Genomic DNA, 22076 nt, shown 5'->3' with positions numbered 1-22076 from the left:
ATGCAGGGTCTCGATTTCAGCATCGTTCCGGAATACCTGCCACTGATCGGCAAGGGCCTGTGGTGGACGGTCGTCATCTCCGTCATCTCCGCCCTTTTCAGCATCGTCGCCGGCATGGGGTTTGCCCTCATCGTGCTCTATGCGTCGCCCGTGGTGCGCTATCCCGTGCGTCTGTTTATGTGGCTTTTCATGGGCACGCCGCTGCTCCTGCAGCTGTTCCTGATCTATTTCGGCCTCGTCCAGATCGGCATCGACATTCCGGCCCTCTGGTCCGGCATCATCGGCCTCAGCCTGCATTTCGCCGTCTACAATGCCGACATTTTTCGCGCGGGCATCGCCTCGCTCGACAAGGGGCAGACGGAGGCGGCGCGCTCGCTCGGCTTCGGCGCCTGGCAGACGCGGCTCTATATCGTCGTGCCGCAGGCCCTGCGCAACACGGTGCCGGCCGTCGGCAACATGATGATCGCGCTGCTCAAGGAAAGCTCGATCGTCTCGATGATCGGCATTGCCGAGCTCGTTCACAGCGCCCAGCTCGTGATCAGCGAGACCTACCGGCCCTTCGAATTCTACCTGACGGCCGCCGCCCTCTATTACGTCCTCAATCTCATTCTCGAAGCGGTCCTTAGGGGGATCGAACGGAAAGTGGAGCTTTCGCGATGACCGATGTCCGTCCGATGATCGAGGTGCGCGGCGCGCGCAAATTCTTCGGGCCGCTGGAGGTGCTGAAGGGCATCGATTTCAGCGTGGCGCGCGGCCAGATCGTCGCCGTGATCGGCCCGAGCGGTTCGGGCAAGAGCACGCTGCTGCGTTCGATCAACCATCTGGAAACGCTCGATGGTGGCGAGGTGTGGCTGGATGGCGTGCAGGTCAACCAGACGCTCGCCCGCCGGCCCTTTGAAAGGCATATCAACAGCGTGCGCCAGCAGATGGGCATGGTGTTCCAGCACTTCAATCTCTTCCCGCATCTGAGCGTGGCGGAAAACATTACCATCGCCCCGATGAAGCTGAAGGGCATGGCGAAGGCCGACGCCCGTGCTTTGGCCCTGAAGATGCTCGACAAGGTCGGCCTTGCCGACAAGATCGACGCCTTCCCGGCCCGCCTTTCCGGCGGCCAGAAGCAGCGTGTCGCCATTGCCCGCGCGCTCGCCATGCAGCCGAAAGTCATGCTGTTCGACGAGGCGACCTCGGCACTCGACCCGGAGCTTGTGGACGAGGTGAACCTCGTCATGAAGCAGCTCGCGGCCGAGCACATGACCATGGTGATCGTCACCCACGAAATGCGCTTTGCCGCCGAGGTCGCCGACCGGGTGATCTTCATGGCGGACGGTGCGGTCGTCGAGGAGGGCAAGCCCGACGATCTCTTCCGAAATCCGGTGCAGGAACGCACCCGCAGCTTCCTCAAGAAGTTCCTCAACGGCTAGACTACATCCGGCCGCTCAATTTTGTCTTCTTCAATGGATCGATCATGAGCCAGCAATCGACTGCGCCCGGTGAACGCCCGGCATCGCATCTCTTCTACCAGTCCCGCATGCGCCGGCCGCTCGCCGACCGCGCCGAAGGCATCTATATCTGGGACGAGCATGGCCGGAAGGTCATCGACGGCTCCAGCGGCGCCATGGTCGTCAATATCGGCCATTCCAACCGCAACGTGCTCGATGCCATGAAGCGGCAGATGGACAAGGCGACCTTCGCCTATCGCCTGCATTTCGAAAACCAGCCGGCGGAAGATCTGGCGCGCCGTCTTGCCGGCCATATGCCCGAAGGTCTCGATCGGGTTTTCTTCGTCTCCGGCGGTTCGGAAGCCGTGGAATCCTGCCTGAAGCTTGCCCGGCAATGGGCGCTCGCAACCGATCAGCCGCAGCGCTGGAAGGTCATATCGCGCTTCCCTTCCTACCATGGCTCGACGCTCGGCGCGCTCGCGGTCACCGGCTACGACGCGCTGAAAAAGCCTTTCCTGCCGATGCTGCGCGACATGCCGCACATCAAGGCGCCGACCGCCTATCTCGACCGCGACAATTTTTCGATGGAAGAGCGCGGGCTTCGTTATGCCGATATGCTGGAGGAGAAGATCCTGGAGGAGGGGGCCGAAAGCGTGCTCGCCTTCATCATGGAGCCGATCGGCGGCGCCTCCACCGGCGCGCTCGTCGCGCCCGACAGCTACTATCCGCGCATCCGCGAGATCTGCGACAAATACGGCATCCTGCTGATCCATGATGAGGTGATGAGTGGGGCGGGGCGCACCGGCCGTTATCTCGGCGGCGATCACTGGAACTGCCGGCCTGACATCATCGCGCTCTCCAAGGGCCTCGGTGCCGGTTATTGCCCGCTCGGCGCGATGATCGCTCATTCGAAGCTCGTCAAGCCGGTGCTCGACCGTGGCGGCTTCGCCCACGGCTATACCTATGCCGGCAATCCGCTCGCCTGCGCTGCCGGGCTTGCCGTGCTCGACGAGATCGAGCGGCAGGATCTGCTCGGCAACGCCACCCGTATCGGCGACCTTATGAAGGTCGAACTGGAAGGACTGGCGGAGCGTTACCCCTTCATCGGCGATGTGCGCGGCAAGGGCCTGCTGCTCGCCGCCGAATTCGTCTCGGATCGCGAAACCATGGCGCCGCTCCCCAAGGTGCTCGACGCCCACCAGCGCGTCGTCGATATCGCCTACGAACGCGGCCTGATCATCTATTCCCGCCGCACGCGCGGCGGTGTGGAGGGCGACCATTTCCTCGTTTGCCCGCCGATGATCACGACGGAGGAGCAGGTCGGCGAGATCGTCACGATCCTCGACGCGACGCTGGCGCAGCTTGCCGGCGAGCTGTCGCTGCCGGTTCGGAAGTAAGGGGTGGGTCATGAAATCCAAGAAGGTTATCATCACCTGTGCCGTGACGGGCTCGGTGCACACGCCCTCCATGTCGCCGCATCTGCCCTACACGCCGGAAGACATTGCCGCACAGGCCATCGAGGCGGCCGAGGCCGGCGCCTCGATCCTGCATCTGCATGCCCGTGACCCGGAAAACGGCCGCCCGACGGCCGATCCGAAAATCTTCATGCGTTTCCTGCCCGTCATCAAGCAGGCGAGCGATGCGGTGATCAACATCACCACCGGCGGCTCTTCACTGATGACGCTGGAAGACCGTATGGCCGCGGCACTCGCGGCCGAGCCGGAAATGTGCTCGCTCAACATGGGCTCGATGAATTTCGGCCTCTACCCCATGCTCGACCGCCCGCGCGAATGGCAACACACTTGGGAGCCGGAGCTGCTGGAGGCGACGCGCAACACGATCTTCCGCAACACGTTCGGCGATATCGAGACGATCCTGAAGCGGCTCGGCGAGGGCTGCGGCACGCGCTTCGAATTCGAATGCTACGATGTCGGGCACCTCTACACGCTCGCGCATTTCCGTGATCGCGGCCTGATACCAGGCACGCCCTTCATCCAGTTCGTGCTCGGCATTCTCGGCGGCATCGGGGCCGATCCCGAGAACCTGATGCATATGAAGCGCATCGCCGACAAGCTGTTCGGCGACGACTACCGCTTCTCGGTGCTGGCCGCAGGCCGCAAGCAGACACCGATGATCACCATGGCCGCGACCTTGGGTGGCAGCGTGCGCGTCGGGCTGGAGGACAGCCTGTTCGACGGTCGCGAGCTTGCCACCTCCAATGCCGCACAGGTGCACCGCATCCGCGCGGTTCTCGAAGGTCTTTCGCTCGAAGTCGCGACGCCCGATGAGGCGCGCGCTATGCTCGGCCTCAAGGGCGGCGATCGCGTCGCATTCTGAGGAGATACCATGCAGGACGATATCCGGATCCGGCCCGCCGTCATTGCCGATGCCGAAACCATTCATACGGCGCTGAAGGACATGGCCGCGGGCATGAAAGCCGGGCCGAAATTCGTTTCGACGGTCGAGGATATCAGGCATCACGGCTTTGGTGCTGATCCGGCCTTTGAGGTGCTTATAGCGGAAGCGGGGAATACTTTCGCCGGCCTCTGCCTGACATTTTCGAGTTTTTCGACCTGGATGGGTACGCCCGGCATCTATGTGCAGGACCTGTTCGTCGTGGATGCCTTTCGCAGCCGGCGCATCGGAGAGCGGCTTCTGCATGCAGTGGCTCGGCGCGGCCGGGAAAAGGGCGCGCGCTACATGCGCCTCTCGGTGGATGTCGAGAACCCGAGGGCACAGGCCTTCTACGACCGGATCGGCATCCGCCATTCACGTGATGAGCTGATCCATATGATCAAGGGCGCGGATTTCGACGCCTTCGCCGCTAAGGACATGATATGAAGACCTTTTTTGCCGAAGAACAGAAGCGCCACGACCCGAGCTTCTTCCTGTCGAGCGGCGCGCCGCAGCCGAACCCGGAACAGCCTGAGCGCGTCGAGCGCCTGCTCGCCGGCGCCAAGGCGGCCGGCACGGAAATCCTGCGGCCGAAAGACCACGGCCTCGGTCCGGTTTCGGCCGTGCACACGCCGGAATATCTCGACTTCCTGCGCCGCATCTACGAACGCTGGCAGCGCATCGAGGGGGCTTCCGCAGAAGTTATCCCGAACATTCATCCGCTCGCCCGCAACGGAAGCTATCCGGCCTCCGCCGTTGGCCAGGCCGGTTACCATATGGCCGATACGTCCTGCCCGATCTCCGAGCACACTTGGGAAAGCGCCTGCTGGAGCGCCTCGACCGCCGTCTCGGCTACCGAAGCCGTCATGGCGGGCGATGCCTGGTCCTACGCGCTTTGCCGCCCGCCGGGCCACCATGCCTTCCGCGATGTCGCCGGTGGCTTCTGCTTCTTCAACAATTCCGGCGTCGCCGCGCAGCACCTGCTGCAACAGGCAAGACGCGTCGCCATCCTCGATGTCGATCTGCACCACGGGAACGGCACGCAGGGCATGTTCTACGAGCGCGCCGACGTGCTGACCGTCTCCATCCACGCCGACCCGGTGCGCTTCTATCCCTTCTTCTGGGGCCACGCGGACGAGCGCGGCGAGGGGCTTGGTCTCGGCTACAATCTCAACCTGCCGCTCGCCCGCAAATCCGGCGATGCTATCTATCTCGAAGCGCTCGCCGCCGCGATCCGCCGCATCGAGGCGTTTTCGCCGGATGCGCTGGTCGTGGCACTCGGCCTCGACGCGTTCGAGAAGGATCCGTTCGGCGGCCTCTCGGTTTCGACCCCTGGTTTTGCGCGCATCGCCGAAGCCATTGCCAAGCTTCAGTTGCCGACGGTCATCGTGCAGGAGGGTGGATATCTCAGCGACGCACTCGGCGACAACCTGACGGCTTTCCTCACGGGTTTTGGCGCGAGCGCTCAGGGATAGGTCCGTTGCTCGAAGGGGATCGCGGCGATTGCCTGGTGCAGTTCCGCAAGCAGCAGGCTTTCCGCCCGGCTGCGGCGAGCAGAACCGTCATAGATGACATGCACGTCGATGACAGGCGCATTCTCATAGGGCGGCAGACGCCAGAGACGGCCTGCCCGAACGTCTTCTTCCACGACGTGGATCGGCAGCGGTCCGAAGCCGAAGCCGGCGATGATCAGGCGCTTGACCTCTTCGAGATGCGAAGATGTGCCGACCGTCTGGCCCTCGAACCCTTCCTGCTGGCGCAGCAGCGCGACCGGCCAGAGCGCGCCGGACATCTGGTCCGTCTTGAAGGAGACATAGGGTTCCTGGCGCAGTGCCGAGATCGGCAGATCCTTCACGCCGAACAGCGGATGCCGGGCGCCGCAGAAATAGCCGAAACTTTCGCGGAAGAGCACATCATATTCGAGCCTCGGATGGCGCTCCTGCATCAGGCAGATGCCGAAACAGGCGTCGCGATTCAGCACCGCCGCCACGACATCGTTGCTGGAGGCGACGGAGAGCGAAAGTGTGACCTGCGGGAAGGCGCTGTGGAAAGCGGCAAGCGCCTCGTCGAGGAACGGGCAAACGACGTGGCTCGCCAGCGCGATCTCGATATGGCCGGTGAGGTCGCCGGGCTGCTCCTCCATATGCTGCGGCAGGCCGGAGACGATGTCGAACAACGCGACGCATTCGCTGTAGAGCCGCTGGCCGGCGGGCGTCACTGCAAAATGCGAGGCGTTCCGCTCGACGAGCCGGCACCCCATATGGGTTTCGAGCCGCTTCAGCGTGTTGCTGACGGTCGGCTGCTTGAGCGAGAGTTTTTCGCCCGCTGCCGTCAGTCCGCGCTCCTGCACGATGACCATGAAGGTGCGCAACAGGTTCCAGTCGATTTCCCAGACGAAACGCCGTCTTTGCCGGGCCATGCTCATCATTCCCCAAAACTATGTTTCGGAGGGGAGCTATTGCACGGCATGATTCCATATCAAAGTCCCGCGACGGACAAAGGAGGTTTGCCGTGCCGCTTCTGACCTATCAGGGTGTTGTCTATCCCGCGCAATGCGATGCGATGGGGCACATGAACGTGCAATATTACATCGCCGCTTTCGACCAGTCGCTCTGGCATCTGATGGCTGCGGCCGGCTATTCGGCGGAGTGGATCAAGGATCGGAAGGAAGGCTGGGCAGACCGTCGCTACGAGATAGATTTCCGCCAGGAATTGCCGGTCGGCAGCCTGTTCGAGATCCATTCTTGCGTGGTCAAGGTGGGGCGCACGTCGCTCACCACAAGGCACAGGCTCACGAACAAGGCGGATGGAACGCTCTGCGCGGAACTTCTCGCGGTTTCGGTCTATTTCGACCTTGCCGCACGGCAGTCCCTGGCGTTGCCGGCCACAATCGTTGGTGCGGCCGGCAATCTGGTCGAGCCTGCCTAGAGGCCTGCGGCCGTGATGGCGGCGTCCATGCGCTCGCGGGCCTTTTTCGGCAGCTTGCCGGTCTTGACCGCATCGAGATTGGCCGGCGCATCGCCGACGACCACGACGCCCACCATGCCCATGCCGACATGCGGCGTGCACTTGATGCCATAGGCGCCGGGCTTGTCGAAGGTGGCCTTGTATGTCTCGTTCATCTTGCTCTTGAAGGCTTCCGCACCCTCGGGAATGAAGTCCTTGATCGTCTCGACATTGTGACCCTTGTCGGTGGGGATGAAGGTGACGGTGTCGCCGGGGGCAACCTTCACGAAGGCGGGCTCAAACACCATGGCGCCCTCGGCACCCTTGTTGAGCATGTGCACTTCAAAATCTGCCGCACCGGCGGGAAGGGCGAGCGCGAAAAGGACTGCTGCTGCGCCGACGATGCTCTTTGCCATGATACGCACTGGAATTCTCCTTGCTGACGAACGTCAATCGTTCATGCGCAAGAGATAGGCCCGCGAGGGGCCTCCTTCTTTGACTTTGGTCAAACAAGCCGGCGATGCGGCGTGGCGTCCTGTCGCAGGCGTCAGCGGATGCGAACGCCCGCGCTGTCGAAGAGGAAGGATGAGCCGGCGGACACGCCGACGGTGAGCCGGTCGCGGCTGTCGGCACTGCGAAAACCCTCGTGCTCGACGATGATGCGCTCGTCGGGCGAGACATTGGCGTAGACATAGCTCGTATTGCCGAGATGTTCGGCCACGTCGACATCGAGAACGAGATCCGCATCGCCCTGGCCGGCAGGCCGGAAATGCTCCGGGCGAACGCCGAGGCTTACCTCGTCACCGGGCTTTGCCGCGCTCGACTGGGCGGAGAGGCTGAGTTTCACGTCGGGCTGGCTGGCCAAGGCGACCGTGATGTATCCCGCCTCACTGGAGATCACGCGGGCGTTCAAAAAGTTCATGCGCGGCGAGCCGATGAAGCCTGCGACGAATGTATTGTTGGGGTCGTCGTAGAGATCGAGCGGAGCGCCGACCTGCTCGACGATGCCGGCGCGCAGCACGACGATCTTGTCGGCGAGTGTCATCGCCTCGACCTGATCGTGCGTCACGTAGATGATGGTCGATTTCAGCGCCTTGTGCAGCTTGGCGATCTCGACGCGCATGTGCACGCGCAGCTCCGCGTCGAGGTTCGACAATGGCTCGTCGAAGAGGAAGACATCGGGATTGCGTACGATGGCGCGGCCGATGGCGACGCGCTGGCGCTGGCCGCCGGAGAGGGCTTTCGGCTTGCGCTCCATCAGCGGGCCGAGTTCGAGGATACGGGCGGCGTCATTGACGCGCCGCTCGATCTCTTCCTTCGCCATGCCGGCGAATTTCAGCGCGAAGCCCATGTTCTCGCGCACGGTCATATGCGGATAGAGCGCATAGGACTGGAACACCATGGCGATGCCGCGCTTCGACGGATCGACATCGTTCATGACCGTGCCGCCGATCGTGAGTTCGCCTGAAGAAATATCCTCCAGGCCGGCGATCATGCGCAGCAGCGTCGATTTTCCGCAGCCCGAGGGGCCGACGAAAACGACGAATTCACCCGTCGTGATCGAGAGGTCGACGCCCTTGATGATCTCAAGGGAGCCGAAACGCTTGCGAATATCGGTGAGGCGAACATCGGCCATGGGCTAAACCTCAGCTGACGGTGAAGGTGATGGACTGCGGCAGCAGGCGACGGGTCGAGGCGGTCAGGTAGAGCTTGCCCTTCTCGTCGCCGGCCTCCACCCAAAAGCCGGTCGCGCCGCCCTTCAGCGTGTGTTCGACCGGGCCGATGATACGGCCGGGGCCCGAGAGCACAAGCGATACGGGCTCCTCGAAATAGGCCAGAAGATTGCCGCACTGGTCGAGCACGCGCACGACGACGCGCACCGCATCCTTCTCGCCGGCGCGCAGCGCCGTGTCGTCGGCCACGACTTCGAGCGTTGTCGGCACCGGATCGGCCGGCAGCGTCATGGTGGTCACCGCCTTGCCGTCGACATAGCCGGTGAAGGTGCCTTCGCGCCAGACGCGGCCCCAGGTGCCGAATTCCTCCGGCGTGACGGAGCGCAAATCGAGCACGACGGGCGGGTGCGCCAGATGCGGATAGTTCTCCTTGTCCGGATAGACGCGCTTGGCCGGCCATTCGCCGAACTTCACCTCGACATAGTCGCAGTTGGTGAGAATGATCAGTGGCAGCACGCCACCGATATTGCGCTCGCCGCGCGCCCAGAAGGTCACGGGCTGCATGACGACCTTGTCCGCCGGATCGCCCTGCGAGGCATAGACATAGGCCGCGAATTTCGGGATGCGGTACATGTCGAGCACGCCGTGATAGCAGACGCGGTCGCCGGAGCCGAAATCCTTGTGCGTGTTATAGTCGAACATGCACCAGCCGGTGGAGCCGGAAATGTCGCTGTCGCCGGCAACTGCGTTGAGGATCAAGAGGTGGCGCGTGACGTGCTCGGCCTGGCGCTGTTCCTGGTCGAAGCGCTTGGTCGGGTACATGTGGCCGTTATATTCGGTGATCATGTAGGGGATGGGCTTGGTGATGCCGGTCGTCTCCACCCGGTCGCGCAGCACGACGCGGCCGCGATTGTTGCCGGGCATTTCCTCCTGGCCCAGGATGAAGTCGTTCATCGTGTAGACGTCTTCGAGCATCTCCGAATTGGTGATGAAGCGCACGCCGCCTGTCTGGCGCGTCGGGTCGAGCTCGCGGGCGAGGCGGTTCGTCTCGGCGTAGAAGTCGTGGTTGTCCTGGCTCTCGTTGATGCGCACGCCCCAGATGATGATCGACGGATGGTTCCAGTCGCGCTCGATCATCCGGCGCACGTTTTCGATGGACTCCTGTTGCCAGGTCTCGCCGCCGATATGCTGCCAGCCGGGGATTTCCTCGAAGCAGAGCAGGCCGATCTCGTCGCAGCGCTCGATGAACCATTTCGACTGCGGATAATGTGACGTGCGCACGATGTTGCAGGCGAGGTCGTATTTCAGGATGTCGGCATCCTTCTCCTGCGCGCGCCGGCCCATGGCGTAGCCGGTATGCGGCCAGGCCTGGTGGCGGTTGAGGCCGCGCAGCTTCAGCGGCCGGCCGTTGAGCAGGAAACCATCCGGCGTGAATTGCGCGGTGCGGAAGCCGAAGCGCTGCGTCAGCACGTCGTCGCCGCCATCGGTCGTGAGCTTCAGCGAAAGCGCGTAGAGGGCGGGATTATCGATATCCCAGAGGTCCAGGCCGGTGAGGCCGGAGAAGGTCAGCATCGCCTCGTTGCCATCGATGGCAATAGAGGTGGCCGCGACATCGCCGCCGCCCTTGCGACGGATTTTCGCATCGAGCGTGCCGGACACGGCAAGGCCCTGCGGATTGGCGAGGAAGACGCGGGCGGTGACGGTCTTTTCGTCGGCCAGCGCATCCGGCGTCTCGATCTTCACATTGGCGATGGAGACGGGGCTCGTCACCTTGAGCCAGACGTCGCGGTAGATACCTGCATAGCAGAGATAGTCGATCTGGCCGCCGAAGGGCGGAATTTCCGGGTTTTCGGAGCCGTCGATCTTCACCGTGATCAGGTTTTCACCCTGCTTCAGATGCGGCGTCAGGCGTGCTTCGAAGGGCGTGTAGCCGTCCTTGTGAGCGATGATTTCGCGGCCGTTGAGATAGACCACGCTGTCGGCCATGGCGGCATCGAAGACCAGCGAGACTTCCCGGCCCTCGAAATCCGGGCGCCAGTCGAGCACCTTCTGGTAGGTGAAGGGCTTCTGGTATTCCGTCTCGTCGAAATAATTGTAGGGCAGCTCGATGGCGCTGTGCGGCAGGCGCACGGTCTCGCCCTCCTGCACCACGCCCGCGCGGGCGGCGTCGAAACCGTGGCGGAAGAGCCAGTTGCCATTGAAGTTTTCGGTGATGCGCATGGGGGTATTCCTATTTGACCGAGCCGAGCATGCCCTGCACGAACTGGCGCTGCATGACGAAGAAGACGAAAAGGGTGGGGAGCGTGGCGAGGATCGTGCCGATCATGACCACGCCGTAATCGGGATAGTAGGCGGAGGCGAGCGAGGAGACGACGAGGGTGATCGTCTTGGTCTCGTTCGACTGGAGAACGATGAGCGGCCAGAGATAGTTGTTCCAGTTCGTCATGAAGACGATGACGAAGGCGGCCGCATAGGTGGACCGCATCACCGGCATGTAGATGTAGAAGAAGATTTGCCATTCCTTCAGTCCGTCGACCTTGGCGGCGTCGCGCAACTCCGTCGGGAAGGCTTTCGTCGACTGGCGGAAGTAGAAGATGATGAAAGCCGACGCGATGGTGGGCAGCATGATCGCGATATGCGTGTTGATGAGCCCGGTCTTCGCCATCATCATGAAGAGCGGGATCATCAGCGCGCCGAAGGGGATCATCAGCGTCAAGAGCACCAGCGAATAGACGCGCTCGCGCGCCTTCGACTTGAACATCTCGAAGCCGTATCCGGCAAGCGACGAGACAACGATGGTGAGCACGGTGGCGAGCACCGCGACCTTGGTCGAGTTCCAGAACACCAGGGGCACGTCGACCTGCGTGAAGAAGTTCGTCACGTTGGTGGCGAAGGCGTCGCCGAAGCTGGTCTTGCCGCCGATAATGTCGATCGACGTGTTCGAAGCGCTGATCAGCATCCAGAAGAACGGGAAGATCGAGAGGAAGGCGGCAAGGCCGAGAAAGGCATATTGCAGCGCCGTTCCGAAGAGACGCGAGGCGTTCATGACCGGTCCCTCGCGGCATAGAACTGGAGGAAGGAGAACAGCGCCACCATGATGACGATCACGTAGGAGATCGTCGCCGCGTAACCGAAGCTCGGCATGAAGCGGAAGGTGAGGTTGTAGATGTAGAGCGACAGCGTGATGGTCGAATTCGCCGGGCCGCCCTTGCCTTCGGTCAGGTTATAAACCTCGTCGAACAGCTGGATCGTGCCGATTGTCGAGATGATCGTCGTGAAGAGGATCACGGGCTTCAGCATGGGGACGGTGATGTAGAAGAACCGTGCCCAGGCCGGCACACCGTCGATCTTCGCGGCTTCATAGATCGACTTGTCGATGTTTTGCAGGGCGGCGAGATAGAAGATCATGTTGTAGCCGGTCCAGCGCCAGGTGATGGCGAGGATGACGAGCACTTTCGCCCAGAAGGGCTCCGTCAGCCAGCCGATCGGCGAGCCGATAAGGCCGATCGCCATCAGCGCCTGGTTCACCACGCCATCGACGGAAAACATGCTTTTGAACAGGACGGAATAGGCGACCAGCGAGGCGACGCAGGGCAGGAAGATCGCGGTGCGGAAGAAGCCGATGAACTTCAGCTTTTCGTTGTTGAGCACGGCTGCCAGCATCAGCGCCAGCAGGATCATGATCGGCACCTGCACCACGAAGAAGGTGACGGTGTTGGTCAGCGCCTGGATGAAGACCGGGTCGTTCCAGAGACGGACGACGTTTCCGAAGCCCGCGAACTTCATCATCATGCCCTTGCCGGAGAAGAAGGACAGATAGAGCGAGCGGAAGATCGGATAGACGAGGAAGACGCCGATCAGTGCGACGGACGGGGCGATGAACAGCCAGCCGTTCAGATCGTGATAGCGCTTCAATCCGCCTGTTTTGCCGGAAGCCATGGGACGACCTTCAGTGCAAGGAACAAGGACCGGACCTCCCGCCCGAAGGCAGGAAGGGTCCGGCAGTGGGGCGGGCGCAAGCGCCCGCCGGGAGGATCTTACTGGATCTGGCCCTGTGCCTGGCTGTCGATGGCCTTCAGGACCTCATCGACATTGGCGCCCTGGCCGAGCGACGGCAGATGTGCCGTGACGGCGGTGTCTACCTCGTTGGTGAAGACGCCATAGTTGACGGCCGGAACCTTTGCGAGCCAGTCGGAGAAGTTCTGCCAGACCTTTTCGCCGCCGAAGAAGGCGTCGGCCTCGGAATAGGCAGCCCCTGTGCGGGCGGCGAGCAGCGAACCGACGGCACCACGGTCCGCCAGGATCTTCTGATAGAAATCGACGTCCTTGGCATAGACCTCGTTGAGGAAGTCGATGGCCTCGTCCTTTTCCGCCGAGTTTGCCGTAACATACCAGCTGGAACCGCCGAGGTTGGAGGCGTGGCCCGCACCCTCGATGCTGAGTTTCGGGATGGGGGCGACGCCCCACTTGCCGCTCTGATCGGCCTGTGCCTTGACCGTGCCGGTGATCCAGACACCCGTCGTGACCGTCGCGACATCGCCCGAGGTGAAGGCGTTGACCCATTCCGTCCAGCCGGCGGACGGCTTGTGGACATTGGCCTGAAGGATTTTTTGCGTGGTCTCGAGCGCTGCCTTCAGCGCGGCGTTGTCGGCAATCGAGAGGTTGCCGTCCTTGTCGAAATACCAGCCGCCGGCCGACTGCATCAGGATGCGGATGAAGCCGGCATCGTTGATGTCGAGGCCGAGCATCTTCTTGCCGGTCTTGGCTTCCACTTCCTTGCCGATCTCGATGAAGCGGTCCCAGGTCAGGTCCTGCATGTCCTCGGGCTTGAAGCCGGCCTGTTCGAGATAGTCCTTGCGGTAGTAGAGGCCGGTGACGCCGGAATCGAAGGGCATGCCGTAGACGGCGCCGTCGAGCGTCATCAGTTCGACCTTGTAGGGCGCGAAGCCCGAGAAATCGATCTTGCTCGACAGTTCGGCAAAGGCGCCGGGGAAGGACTGGAGGTATTTCTGCGCGCCGTAGTCTTCAATCAGCACGATATCCGGCAGTGCGTCCGTGGTGCCGGAAGACAGGCCCGTCTGGAGCTTCTGCTCGACGTCGGCCTTGGCGAAATCGACGATGTTGAAGGTCGTTTCCGGGTGCTTTGCGGTGTAGCGCGCTGCGGCTTCCTTCATGATGGCGACGTTGAAGTTCGGGTCCCAGCACCAGACGGTGACTTCGCCGGCGAAGGCGGCCGTGGATGCCAAGAGGCTCGCACCGGCAAACAGGCCGGCGGCAAGGCGCGACAGAATCATCTTGTTCATCGTTTCCTCCCAAGAAACCTATGCGGCAGGGATCTCCTCTCCTGCCGTCGGAGGGAAGATTTACCGAATTTCAGGAAACGCGCAAGGAAAATTTAGTAAATATTTATTGCGTCTGCGAAGGTGTTTTAAAAGTACTACAAATCCAATGGCTTGCGGCAACTGTCGCGCCAGATCAGTTCGGTGGCGATGCGCACCTGCTTGCCGTAGCTTCGCCCGGAAAGGCGCTCCAAGAGAAGATCGACCGCCGTCTCGCCGATATGCTCGCCGTGAATGCGCACGGTGGTGAGTGGCGGAGTGAGGAATTGCGCGACGGGGATGTCGTTGAAGGAGATGACGGCTATGTCCTTGGGGATCGAGAGGCCAGCTTCCTGCAGCGCCCGGTAGGCGCCGATCGCCATGTTGTCGTTCGAGGTGACAATGACGTCGGGTCGTTCCGCCAGCGCAAGAAGATCCCGGGCGAGGCGGTAGCCCGTGTCGAGCCGCAGGCTCTGGCCATTGGAACAGTCGGCGAGCACCAGAAGGTCCGGATCGAAGGTGCCGTTCCTCTTCTGCCATTCGATGAAGGCGACGCAGCGTTTTTCTGCGAAATGCTGGACGCTACCGTTCAGGCTCTCATGGCTACCGATGAAGCCGACGCGCTTGTAGCCGCTGGATTTCAGGGAATCCAGGATCTTTTGTGTGGCAAGTCCGACATCGGAGAAGACGCTGTCGAGGTGGTCGCTCTTGGGGTCGAAATCGGCGAAGACGACGTGGCGGGCATGCTGCCGCAGCCAGGCGATTTCATGATCGGAATGTTTGCCGATAACGATGACCCCGGCGGCGCTTTCGAGCAGCGAAGCCTCCGGCAGGTCATCGGAATGGAAGACCTTCACGATCTCCGTCTTGAGATCACGGCAGCGCGTTTCAATGCCGAGGCGCACGCCGACATAGTAGGGGTCGGAGATCTCGTCAGACGGCTCCAGGAAATGCACGATGACGAGTTTGGTGAGCAGGCTCGGCGCGACGGGGCCGCTCGCCTTGTTGCGGTTGCGCGGCGTCTCGTAATTGAGCGCCTCGGCCGTCTCGATGATCGCCTGCCGCTTGACGGGCGAGATCGACAAAGCCGGGTCGTAGTTCAAAACGCGAGAGACCGTCGCGGAGGAGACCCCAACGGCCTTGGCGATTTCCTTGATCGTCACCATTCCGACATTCCTTGCCCGCCGCAATGTGACACGGATTTGGGAAAATCGAAATCGCTTTCAGTAAATTTTTACTTCAGCGTGACGCGCGCAAACCCCGCCCGAACGGCGATTACGGCGTGAATGCCGTATGTTGCCGGTATAGCCAAGTGGTAAAATCTTCTCAAGCGGGGTCTGGGGATCGTCTCAGGAATGGCCAAGTGGCCGTTCGAAGTAAAATGCCCGGTAAAAAACCGTCCTACCCGATACGCGCCCATTCGGGGATCCACGCGTGATGGGCGATCAGGAGATCGTCCATCAGGGCCCAGATCTGGTCAAGGTCGAGTTCGGCGGCGGTGTGCGGATCCAGCATGGCGGCGTGGTAGAGGTGGTCGCGGTTTTCCGTCATCAGTGCAGCCACGGTCAACTCCTGTACGTTGATGTTGGTGCGCATCAGTGCCGTCAGTTGCGGTGGCAGCGCGCCGATATGCGTCGGCTGTATGCCGGAGGCATCGACGAGACAGGGCACTTCCACGGCGCAGTTGTCCGGCAGCGAGGTGATGCAGCCGTTGTTGCGCACATTGCCGTAGATGACCGAGGGTTCGCCCGTCCAGACTGAGTTCATGATGGAGGAGGCGTATTCGTGGCTCGCCTTCACCTCGATCGTCTCGGCCGCCTTGTAGGTCGCCGCCTCGCTCTTCCATCGCTCCACCTGCTCGATGCAGCGCTTGGGATATTCATCGAGCGGGATCCCGAATTTCTCGATCAGGTCGTCGCGGCCTTCCTTGATGAAATAGGGTGTGTATTCGGCAAAATGCTCGGAGCTTTCGGTGACGAAGTAGCCGAGCCGCGTCAGCATCTCGTAGCGCACCTTGTTCGGGCAGCGCGGGTTCCAGTGGCTGGGTTTGGGGATGCGGCCGTCGCGATAGCCGGCGAGAAGGTCCGGGTAGAGATCGCGGTAGCTGCCGTCGGGTTGCCGGTGCTCGAAGGCGAGATAGAATGCCATGTGGTTGATGCCGGCGGCTCGGTAGCGGATTTCGCTTACTGGGATGTCGAGATCGCGCGCCAGTTCGTAGGCGGTGCCCTGCACGGAATGGCAGAGGCCCACCTGGCGGATCGCTGGGTATTTCTCGGCGATCGCCCAGGTGTTGATGGCCATCGGGTTGACATATTGCAGCAGGATCGCGCGCGGGCAGACCTCAAGCATATCCGCGCAGATTTTCCAGAGATGCGGCACGGTGCGAAGGCCGCGCATGATGCCGCCGACGCCAAGCGTATCGGCGATGGTCTGCCGCAGGCCATATTTCTTCGGCACTTCGAAATCCGTGACGGTGCAAGGCTCGTAGCCGCCGATCTGGAAGGCGACGACGACGAAGTCGGCCCCTTCAAGCGCCCTGCGCTGGTCCGTGTGCGTTTCGATCACAGCCTTGCTGCCGAGTGTCGCAGCGAGTTTTCGTGCAACGATCTCGCTTTCGGCAAGCCGTTCCCGATCGATATCCATCAGGGCAATCGTTGCATTGGCCAGTGCCGGCCTTTGCAGAGCATCGCCGATGATGTTCTTCATGAAGACCGTGGAACCGGCGCCGATGAAGGTGATCCTGGGGTGCTGCATGGGTGTCTTCGTTCTCTGTGCGGGAAGATGAGGGTAAAATCGCGCGTGTCGCCAATCGGCTTGCCGACGGGGTGCACCAAGCATTATTTTGCCCATACCGGCGCGTATAGAGAGGGATTGTGCTTTCATGGGTAATTCTGTGCTGGAGCGGTTCAGTGCTTGCGGACCGTTCATGAAAACCATCTCGCTGCCGCACGGGCGCCAGCGCCTGCACACCATGCCGACCAGCACGGGCTACGAGATCCGCACGCAGCCGAGCTATGATTGGGATGGCCGCAGGCGCGGCCAGACGCCGTTCACGGTGCTGCAGCATACGCTGGAAGGGGCTGGAAACCTTCGCTACGAAAACCGCGTCTACCGCCTTAAACCCGGGGACACACTGCTTCTCACCGTGCCGCACAATCACCGCTACTGGCTGGAGGAGGGAGGGCGCTGGGCTTTTTTCTGGTTGTCGATGAACGGTGAGGAGGCGCTGCGTTTGCACAGGGCGGCGCTTGCCGCGGCCGGTCCCGTCCTGCGGCTGAAGCCGGCAACGATCGAACAGATCGCTGCGTGCAGCCTGCGTCTGGCCGACGGCGAGGGCGAGACACCCGGCCGTGCTTCGGCTGTGGCCTATGAAGCGGCGATGGCGCTCTACGACGACGTCTTCGGTGCGCATTCGCAGGATGGTCCGGAGGACGGCGCGATGCGGCATGTCATCGAGCATGTCGAACGGCATCTCGGCCGGCCGATCCCGGTCGAGGAACTGTCCCGCCTGTCGGGCCTCAGCCGCTCGCATTTCTCCCGCGCCTTCCTGAGAGCGGAGGGCATGCCGCCGGCGGAATTCGTTCTGGCCCGAAGGCTTGCCCGGGCAACGAAGCTTCTGACGGAGACGCATGCCGTATCCATCAAGGAAGTCTCCGCCCTTTGCGGTTTTGACAATGCCAACTACTTCGCCAAGGTTTTTCGTCGGCATTTCGGCGCAAGTCCCACGGAGTTCCGCACGACCGGGATGTATGCCAGCCTGCCGGTCGGGCCGGAGGAGGCGGACTAGGTCAGGCAGGCAGGTCGATCAGCACCACGCCATCCTCGACGCGTGCCTGTCGCGGTCGCACGCTGCAGCGCGGCGCGGATCGCCGGCAGATCGGGCATTGCAACGACAAGGCCCGCACGCCGCGTTCCGGGATCGGCGATATGGCGGGCGATCGCGGCCGGATCATGCTCGTCGAGAAAGGTTCGGTGGAGCGCGATGGAAGGGTCGAGGGATGCGGCAATGCGGGCGAAGGCCTGGGCGAGGCGCGCGAAAAAGGTGGTTTCCGGGCGCACCAGCAGGACGTCGATGCGCCGGATGCCGTTGTGAACCTCCGGCAAACGTTTTGGGTAATCGAGTGCGCGCGCGGCGGCGATGACCTTTTCCACCAGTTCCGGCCGCACGCCGCCACGTCCGTTCAGCACGCGCTCGACCGTTGCCGTGCCGACGCCGGCACGGTCCGCAATGGTGCGGAAGGTCGGCTTCACGGCCGCGCCCGTCGTCAGAGGACCGTGACGGCGATCTCGCCGAGGCCGGCGATTTCGGCCTTCATCACATCGCCCTTTTCAACGGCACCGACGCCGGCCGGCGTGCCGGAGAAAATGAGGTCGCCCGGTTGCAGCGCGAAGAAGCGGGAGAGATAGGCGATCATCTCCGGCACTTTCCAGATCATCTGGTCGAGATTGCCGCTCTGGCGCGATACCCCGTTGACGGACAGCCGGATGGCGCCCCTCGCCGGGTGGCCGATATCGCTTGCCGCATGGAGCGGACCGCAGGGTGCGGACTTTTCGAAGGCTTTTGCGATCTCCCAGGGGCGGCCGTGTTTCTTGGCTTCCGCCTGCAGGTCGCGGCGCGTCATGTCGAGGCCGATGGCATAGCCGAAGACACAGTCGAGAGCATTTTCGACCGGAATATCGCTGCCGCCGTCCTTCAGGGCCACAACCAGTTCGACCTCGTGGTGCACATCCTTGCTGGCGGGCGGATAGGGGAAGCCTTCGGATGGAGATACCAGTGTGTCTGGGTTTTTCTGGAAAAAGAACGGTGGCTCCTTGTCCGGGTCGTGCCCCATCTCGATCGCATGGTCGGCAAAGTTGCGGCCGACGCAATAGATGCGGTGCACCGGAAAGAGTTCTGTGCTGCCTTCGACCGGCAGGGCGGGGACCGGGGCGGGGGCAAAAACATAGGCTTGGGTCATGACGGCTGCACTTTCGAGACGCTGATTTGCAGCGGACGGTAGCATGGCGCCCGGCGGCAATCGACCCGTTCGTCTTGCCCTATACTGGCTTGCGATTGCGCGAACTCTAAAAATCGCGGATAGAGGCAGAATGACGAAGGATGCCTCAGTGGACATGACGACCCCCAACACGACGGACAAGCCGCGGCGCGAACGCCGGCGGTCGCTGGCAATCGGCCTTCTCAAGGCACGGGAAGCCGTCATGAGCCATTTCCGGCCGATTCTCGCCGATCACGACGTGACCGAGCAGCAATGGCGCGTGCTGCGCACGCTGTCGGATGCCGGCCTGCTCGATGCGACGGAAGTGGCAGAGAAGGCCTTCATCCTGGCGCCGAGCTTGACGCGCATGCTGCGCTCGCTGGAGGAGCGCGGTTTCATCAGCCGCCACAAGGACAAGGCCGACGGCCGCCGCGTGCTGCTCAGGCTCGAGCCGGCGGGGCAGGCGGTCATCGACGAGGTGATGCCGGATTCGCGCCGCGTCTATGCGGATCTCGATGCGCGCTTCGGCGGCGAGCGGGTCGAGCAGCTGCTCGACATGCTTGAGGAGTTGGCGGCCCTCAAGCTCGAGGGCAAGGCGGGCAGCGAGGAATAACCCCGCCGCTAGAGTTTGTCAGGGAAAAGTGGGAACCGGTTTTCCCGAAAAGACAAACGAAAACAAATGAACCTGACAGAGTCTATCGTTTCATTTCATTGCGCGGGCGATTTCGGTAATCACGGTGAAAGCCGTGTCCGCGTCGTCGCGCGTCATCTCGAACTGGCCGGCCTGGAAGCGGATGGCGATGCGGCCGTCCACACGCGTCTGCGTCAGATAGATGCGGCCGTCGTCGTTGATGGCATTGGTGAGCGCGATATTGTGCTGGTCGGCATCCGCGCCGCCCGTGTGGCGGAAGGAGAACAGCGACAGGACCGGCGCGCTGACGATCTCGAAATCCGGCTCCTTCGACAAGCGCTCCGCCAGTTCCTCCGACCAGGCGACATGGTTGCGGATCATCGTGCGCAGGCCTTCCAGCCCGTGATAGCGCATGAGGAACCACAGTTTCAGCGCGCGGAACCGGCGGCCGAGCGGCACGGACCATTCGGAATAGTTGATGATGCCGTCATGGCCGTGGGTCTTGAGATATTCCGGCTGGATGGCAAGCGTGCGCACCTGATCCTCGGGGCTCTTGATGAACTGCACCGAGCAGTCGAAATTGGCGCCGAGCCATTTGTGCGGGTTGAAGACGATCGAATCGGCCTCCTCGACGCCGTCCCAGAGCATGCGGAATTCCGGGCAGATCATTGCCGAACCCGCCCAGGCGGCATCGACATGCAGGTAAATGCCATGCGCCTTGACGACGGCCGCGACATCGCGGATCGGGTCGCAGGCGCCGATCGACGTGCCGCCGGTGCAGGCGATGACGCCGGCCGGGATATGCCCGGCGGCCAGATCGGCCTTGATGGCGGCGTCGAGCGCTTCCGGATCCATGCCGTTGAGCGGCCCCTTGGTCGGGATGCGCACGAGGTTCGCCTCGCCGATGCCGGCAATCCAGATCGCCCGGTCGATGGAGGTATGCACCTGCTTGGAAGCGTAGACACGCACCGCCTTGTGCGCGGCGAGCCCCTCGCTGTTGCCCTTCCAGCCGAGCGCCTTTTCGCGCATCACGAGGACGGCGGCGAGCGTTGCGGTGGAGGCGGAATCCTGGATGACGCCGGAAAAACCGTCCGGCAGGCCCATCGCCTGGCGCAGCCAGTCGACGACGCGGGTTTCCAGTTCGGTGGCGGCGGGGGAGGTCTGCCACAGCATGCACTGGGCGGCGACCGAGGTGACGAGGTAATCGGCGATCACCGAGACCGGCGCTGCATTGGCCGGGAAATAGGCGAAGAAGCGCGGGTGCTGCCAATGGGTGAGGCCATCGGGAATGATGCGCTCGAAATCGGCGAAGATCGCCTCCATCGCCTCGCCGGCCTCAGGCGCGGCATCGGCGATCTGCCGGATGATGTCGCCCGGCTTGGTCTGCGCGCGGACCGGCCGCTCACGCAGGCCGGCACGATAATCGGCACCCCAATCGGCCACCGTTCGCGACCACTGACGGAATTCTTCGCTGTCCATGTCTCACTCCCTGTCCGGTTGCCTTTCTCGGCGGTTGGATGCGCAATTGCAATGCCCCAGATCTTCGTCGAGGGATTATTAATTAACATGTTAAAAATATAGCGTGGATGTCAAGGGGAGGGGACAGTGCAAGATATCCGCGGCAGACTTCGACTGGCCTGTGTTTCCGCAGGCCAGTCGCGATGCGTCGCGCGCCGTCAGGCCGCGAGCGGAAAAACGGCGTTCACCTGGCCCGTGCCGGACGAGGTGAAATAATCCGTCAGGATTTCGGCGCGGCCGGCATAGTGGTCGCCGCCGAGCGCGCCGAAAAGCATGGCGGTGTCGTGCATGAAGCCCTCGCCGTGGCAGAGCCTGGAATAGAGCGGCAGCATCTTCACGAAATCCGCGTTGCGGCCGCTCTGCCAGAGCTCGAGCACACGCAGGTCCACCTGCCTGTAGAATTCGTCCGAGATGGTGTGGATGCCGGCCAGGGCCGCGTTGTTGTCGTGGATGCGGTGCGAGAGCGAGCCGCTGGCGAGGATGGCGGCGTTGCACTTGCTGGCCTCAATTGCCTCGCACACCGCGCGGCCGATGCGAAAGCTCTCCTCCATCTCGTGCCATGGGCACCAGGCGGCAATCGACAGCACCCGGAAGCGGCCGTCGGCATTGATGTAGCGCATCGGCACCAGCGTGCCATATTCCAGTTCCAGCGTATCGACATGATGCGCCATCATGCGGATGCCGTCGGCGGTGACGCGCCGGGCGATGTCGTCGCCGAGCTCGGGCGCGCCGCGATAGTCGTAGGCGAGGTCCTGAATGAAATGGGGGAACTCGTTGCTGGTATAGACGCCCTTGTACCGGTCGCGGGCATTGATGTGATAGGCCGTGTTGACCAGCCAGTGCGTGTCGAAGACGACGATCGTATCGACGTCCGCCGCATCGCAGCGCCGGCCGATCTCCTTCAGCCCGTTGATCGCCGCCTGCCGGCAACCGTGGTTGGGGCCTGGCATTTCGGAAATGAACATGGATGGAACATGCGTGATCTTGGCTGCGAGCGACAGGGTACCCATGGCTTTCTCCTCCGTTGGCCGTGTGGGAAAAGGATAGCCGGGGTGGAGATGCGCACGTTGATTCAGATCAAATACTAAACACGTTAAGTATCAAGCGGCTGGGCGTTTCGGTTCAATAAGTGAACCAATGCTTCAAATATAGACTTGCAATGCGTTTCGTTTCTTGCCAGA

At 62.5% G+C, this 22076-nt stretch carries 21 protein-coding genes and 1 pseudogene; 9 read left to right on the top strand and 13 right to left on the bottom strand.

Features of this window, described 5'->3' with window-relative positions; all coding sequences use genetic code 11:
• From MUU55_RS22355 to MUU55_RS22330, 6 genes are read left to right on the top strand one after another with little or no spacing between them, the layout of a single operon-like run.
• Positions 1-660: an amino acid ABC transporter permease gene (locus MUU55_RS22355; protein WP_244762982.1), complete on the top strand. Its 660-nt coding sequence runs from the start codon at positions 1-3 to the stop codon at positions 658-660.
• Entirely contained in the window at positions 657-1421 is a 765-nt protein-coding gene (locus MUU55_RS22350; protein ID WP_280519067.1) for an amino acid ABC transporter ATP-binding protein, read from the top strand. The genes MUU55_RS22355 and MUU55_RS22350 overlap by 4 nt, the downstream gene beginning before the upstream one ends.
• 44 nt (positions 1422-1465) lie before the next feature.
• A complete protein-coding gene (locus MUU55_RS22345; protein ID WP_244762981.1) occupies positions 1466-2836 on the top strand; it encodes an aminotransferase family protein in 1371 nt (456 codons plus the stop codon).
• 10 nt (positions 2837-2846) lie between these two features.
• Complete coding sequence (gene kce / locus MUU55_RS22340; protein ID WP_244762980.1) at positions 2847-3776, top strand: 3,5-dioxohexanoate:acetyl-CoA acetone transferase; 930 nt, start codon at positions 2847-2849, stop codon at positions 3774-3776.
• A 9-nt stretch (positions 3777-3785) separates the two neighbouring features.
• Positions 3786-4280 carry a GNAT family N-acetyltransferase gene (locus tag MUU55_RS22335; protein ID WP_244762979.1) on the top strand — a complete coding sequence of 165 codons (495 nt, stop codon included), beginning with the start codon at positions 3786-3788 and terminating at the stop codon, positions 4278-4280.
• Positions 4277-5308, top strand: coding sequence for a histone deacetylase family protein (locus tag MUU55_RS22330; RefSeq protein WP_244762978.1), 1032 nt, complete (start codon positions 4277-4279; stop codon positions 5306-5308). Before MUU55_RS22335 ends, MUU55_RS22330 begins: the two co-directional genes overlap by 4 nt.
• Here MUU55_RS22330 and MUU55_RS22325 read toward each other — a convergent pair.
• On the bottom strand, positions 5299-6252 hold the full coding sequence (locus MUU55_RS22325; RefSeq protein WP_244762977.1) for a LysR family transcriptional regulator: 954 nt from the start codon (positions 6250-6252) through the stop codon (positions 5299-5301). The two genes, MUU55_RS22330 and MUU55_RS22325, sit on opposite strands and share 10 nt — an antisense overlap.
• A gap of 92 nt (positions 6253-6344) precedes the next feature.
• On the opposite strand from MUU55_RS22325, the gene MUU55_RS22320 reads away from it, so the two are divergent.
• Positions 6345-6761 carry an acyl-CoA thioesterase gene (locus tag MUU55_RS22320; protein WP_244762976.1) on the top strand — a complete coding sequence of 139 codons (417 nt, stop codon included), beginning with the start codon at positions 6345-6347 and terminating at the stop codon, positions 6759-6761.
• Here MUU55_RS22320 and MUU55_RS22315 read toward each other — a convergent pair.
• The 8 genes from MUU55_RS22315 to melA form a co-directional block, all read right to left on the bottom strand.
• Complete coding sequence (locus MUU55_RS22315; RefSeq protein WP_244762975.1) at positions 6758-7204, bottom strand: pseudoazurin; 447 nt, start codon at positions 7202-7204, stop codon at positions 6758-6760. The genes MUU55_RS22320 and MUU55_RS22315 overlap by 4 nt on opposite strands.
• 122 nt (positions 7205-7326) lie before the next feature.
• On the bottom strand, positions 7327-8415 hold the full coding sequence (locus tag MUU55_RS22310; RefSeq protein WP_244762974.1) for an ABC transporter ATP-binding protein: 1089 nt from the start codon (positions 8413-8415) through the stop codon (positions 7327-7329).
• A 10-nt stretch (positions 8416-8425) separates the two neighbouring features.
• The gene (locus MUU55_RS22305; RefSeq protein ID WP_244762973.1) at positions 8426-10672 is read right to left on the bottom strand and encodes a glycoside hydrolase family 2 protein; all 2247 of its coding nucleotides are present in this window, start codon (positions 10670-10672) and stop codon (positions 8426-8428) included.
• Between the two features lie 10 nt (positions 10673-10682).
• The gene (locus MUU55_RS22300) at positions 10683-11498 is read right to left on the bottom strand and encodes a carbohydrate ABC transporter permease (RefSeq protein WP_244762972.1); all 816 of its coding nucleotides are present in this window, start codon (positions 11496-11498) and stop codon (positions 10683-10685) included.
• Positions 11495-12391, bottom strand: a complete 897-nt coding sequence (locus tag MUU55_RS22295) for a carbohydrate ABC transporter permease (protein WP_244762971.1) — start codon at positions 12389-12391, stop codon at positions 11495-11497. Before MUU55_RS22295 ends, MUU55_RS22300 begins: the two co-directional genes overlap by 4 nt.
• A 98-nt stretch (positions 12392-12489) precedes the next feature.
• On the bottom strand, positions 12490-13755 hold the full coding sequence (locus MUU55_RS22290) for an ABC transporter substrate-binding protein (RefSeq protein WP_244762970.1): 1266 nt from the start codon (positions 13753-13755) through the stop codon (positions 12490-12492).
• Between the two features lie 134 nt (positions 13756-13889).
• Positions 13890-14936 (bottom strand): LacI family DNA-binding transcriptional regulator, encoded by a 1047-nt coding sequence (locus tag MUU55_RS22285; RefSeq protein WP_244762969.1) that lies wholly within the window; start codon positions 14934-14936, stop codon positions 13890-13892.
• Positions 14937-15171: 235 nt separating this feature from the next.
• Positions 15172-16524 (bottom strand): alpha-glucosidase/alpha-galactosidase, encoded by a 1353-nt coding sequence (gene melA, locus MUU55_RS22280; RefSeq protein WP_244762968.1) that lies wholly within the window; start codon positions 16522-16524, stop codon positions 15172-15174.
• A 127-nt stretch (positions 16525-16651) separates the two neighbouring features.
• Between melA and MUU55_RS22275 the strand changes: the two genes are divergently transcribed.
• Positions 16652-17557, top strand: coding sequence for an AraC family transcriptional regulator (locus MUU55_RS22275; protein ID WP_244762967.1), 906 nt, complete (start codon positions 16652-16654; stop codon positions 17555-17557).
• A gap of 44 nt (positions 17558-17601) precedes the next feature.
• Here the strand turns inward: MUU55_RS22275 and MUU55_RS22270 are convergent.
• Together MUU55_RS22270 and MUU55_RS22265 are read right to left on the bottom strand one after the other, a co-directional pair.
• Positions 17602-18021: pseudogene (locus MUU55_RS22270) on the bottom strand (helix-turn-helix domain-containing protein); the annotation flags it as partial.
• Between the two features lie 14 nt (positions 18022-18035).
• Entirely contained in the window at positions 18036-18728 is a 693-nt protein-coding gene (locus MUU55_RS22265; RefSeq protein ID WP_244762966.1) for a fumarylacetoacetate hydrolase family protein, read from the bottom strand.
• A gap of 130 nt (positions 18729-18858) precedes the next feature.
• Here MUU55_RS22265 and hpaR point away from each other — a divergent pair, with 130 nt between their 5' ends.
• On the top strand, positions 18859-19359 hold the full coding sequence (gene hpaR, locus MUU55_RS22260; protein WP_425314215.1) for a homoprotocatechuate degradation operon regulator HpaR: 501 nt from the start codon (positions 18859-18861) through the stop codon (positions 19357-19359).
• A gap of 90 nt (positions 19360-19449) precedes the next feature.
• Here the strand turns inward: hpaR and MUU55_RS22255 are convergent, their stop codons facing one another.
• Together MUU55_RS22255 and hpaD are read right to left on the bottom strand one after the other, a co-directional pair.
• Positions 19450-20856 carry a pyridoxal phosphate-dependent decarboxylase family protein gene (locus MUU55_RS22255; RefSeq protein WP_244762965.1) on the bottom strand — a complete coding sequence of 469 codons (1407 nt, stop codon included), beginning with the start codon at positions 20854-20856 and terminating at the stop codon, positions 19450-19452.
• Between the two features lie 197 nt (positions 20857-21053).
• Entirely contained in the window at positions 21054-21905 is an 852-nt protein-coding gene (gene hpaD, locus MUU55_RS22250) for a 3,4-dihydroxyphenylacetate 2,3-dioxygenase (RefSeq protein ID WP_244762964.1), read from the bottom strand.
• Between the last annotated feature and the right edge of the window lie 171 nt (positions 21906-22076).

It is taken from the genome of Shinella curvata (genome assembly GCF_022899935.1).
Taxonomy (GTDB): Bacteria; Pseudomonadota; Alphaproteobacteria; order Rhizobiales; family Rhizobiaceae; genus Shinella; species Shinella curvata.
Note: the sequence above shows the minus strand (reverse complement) of the source record. Positions and strands in the feature narration are given on the sequence as shown.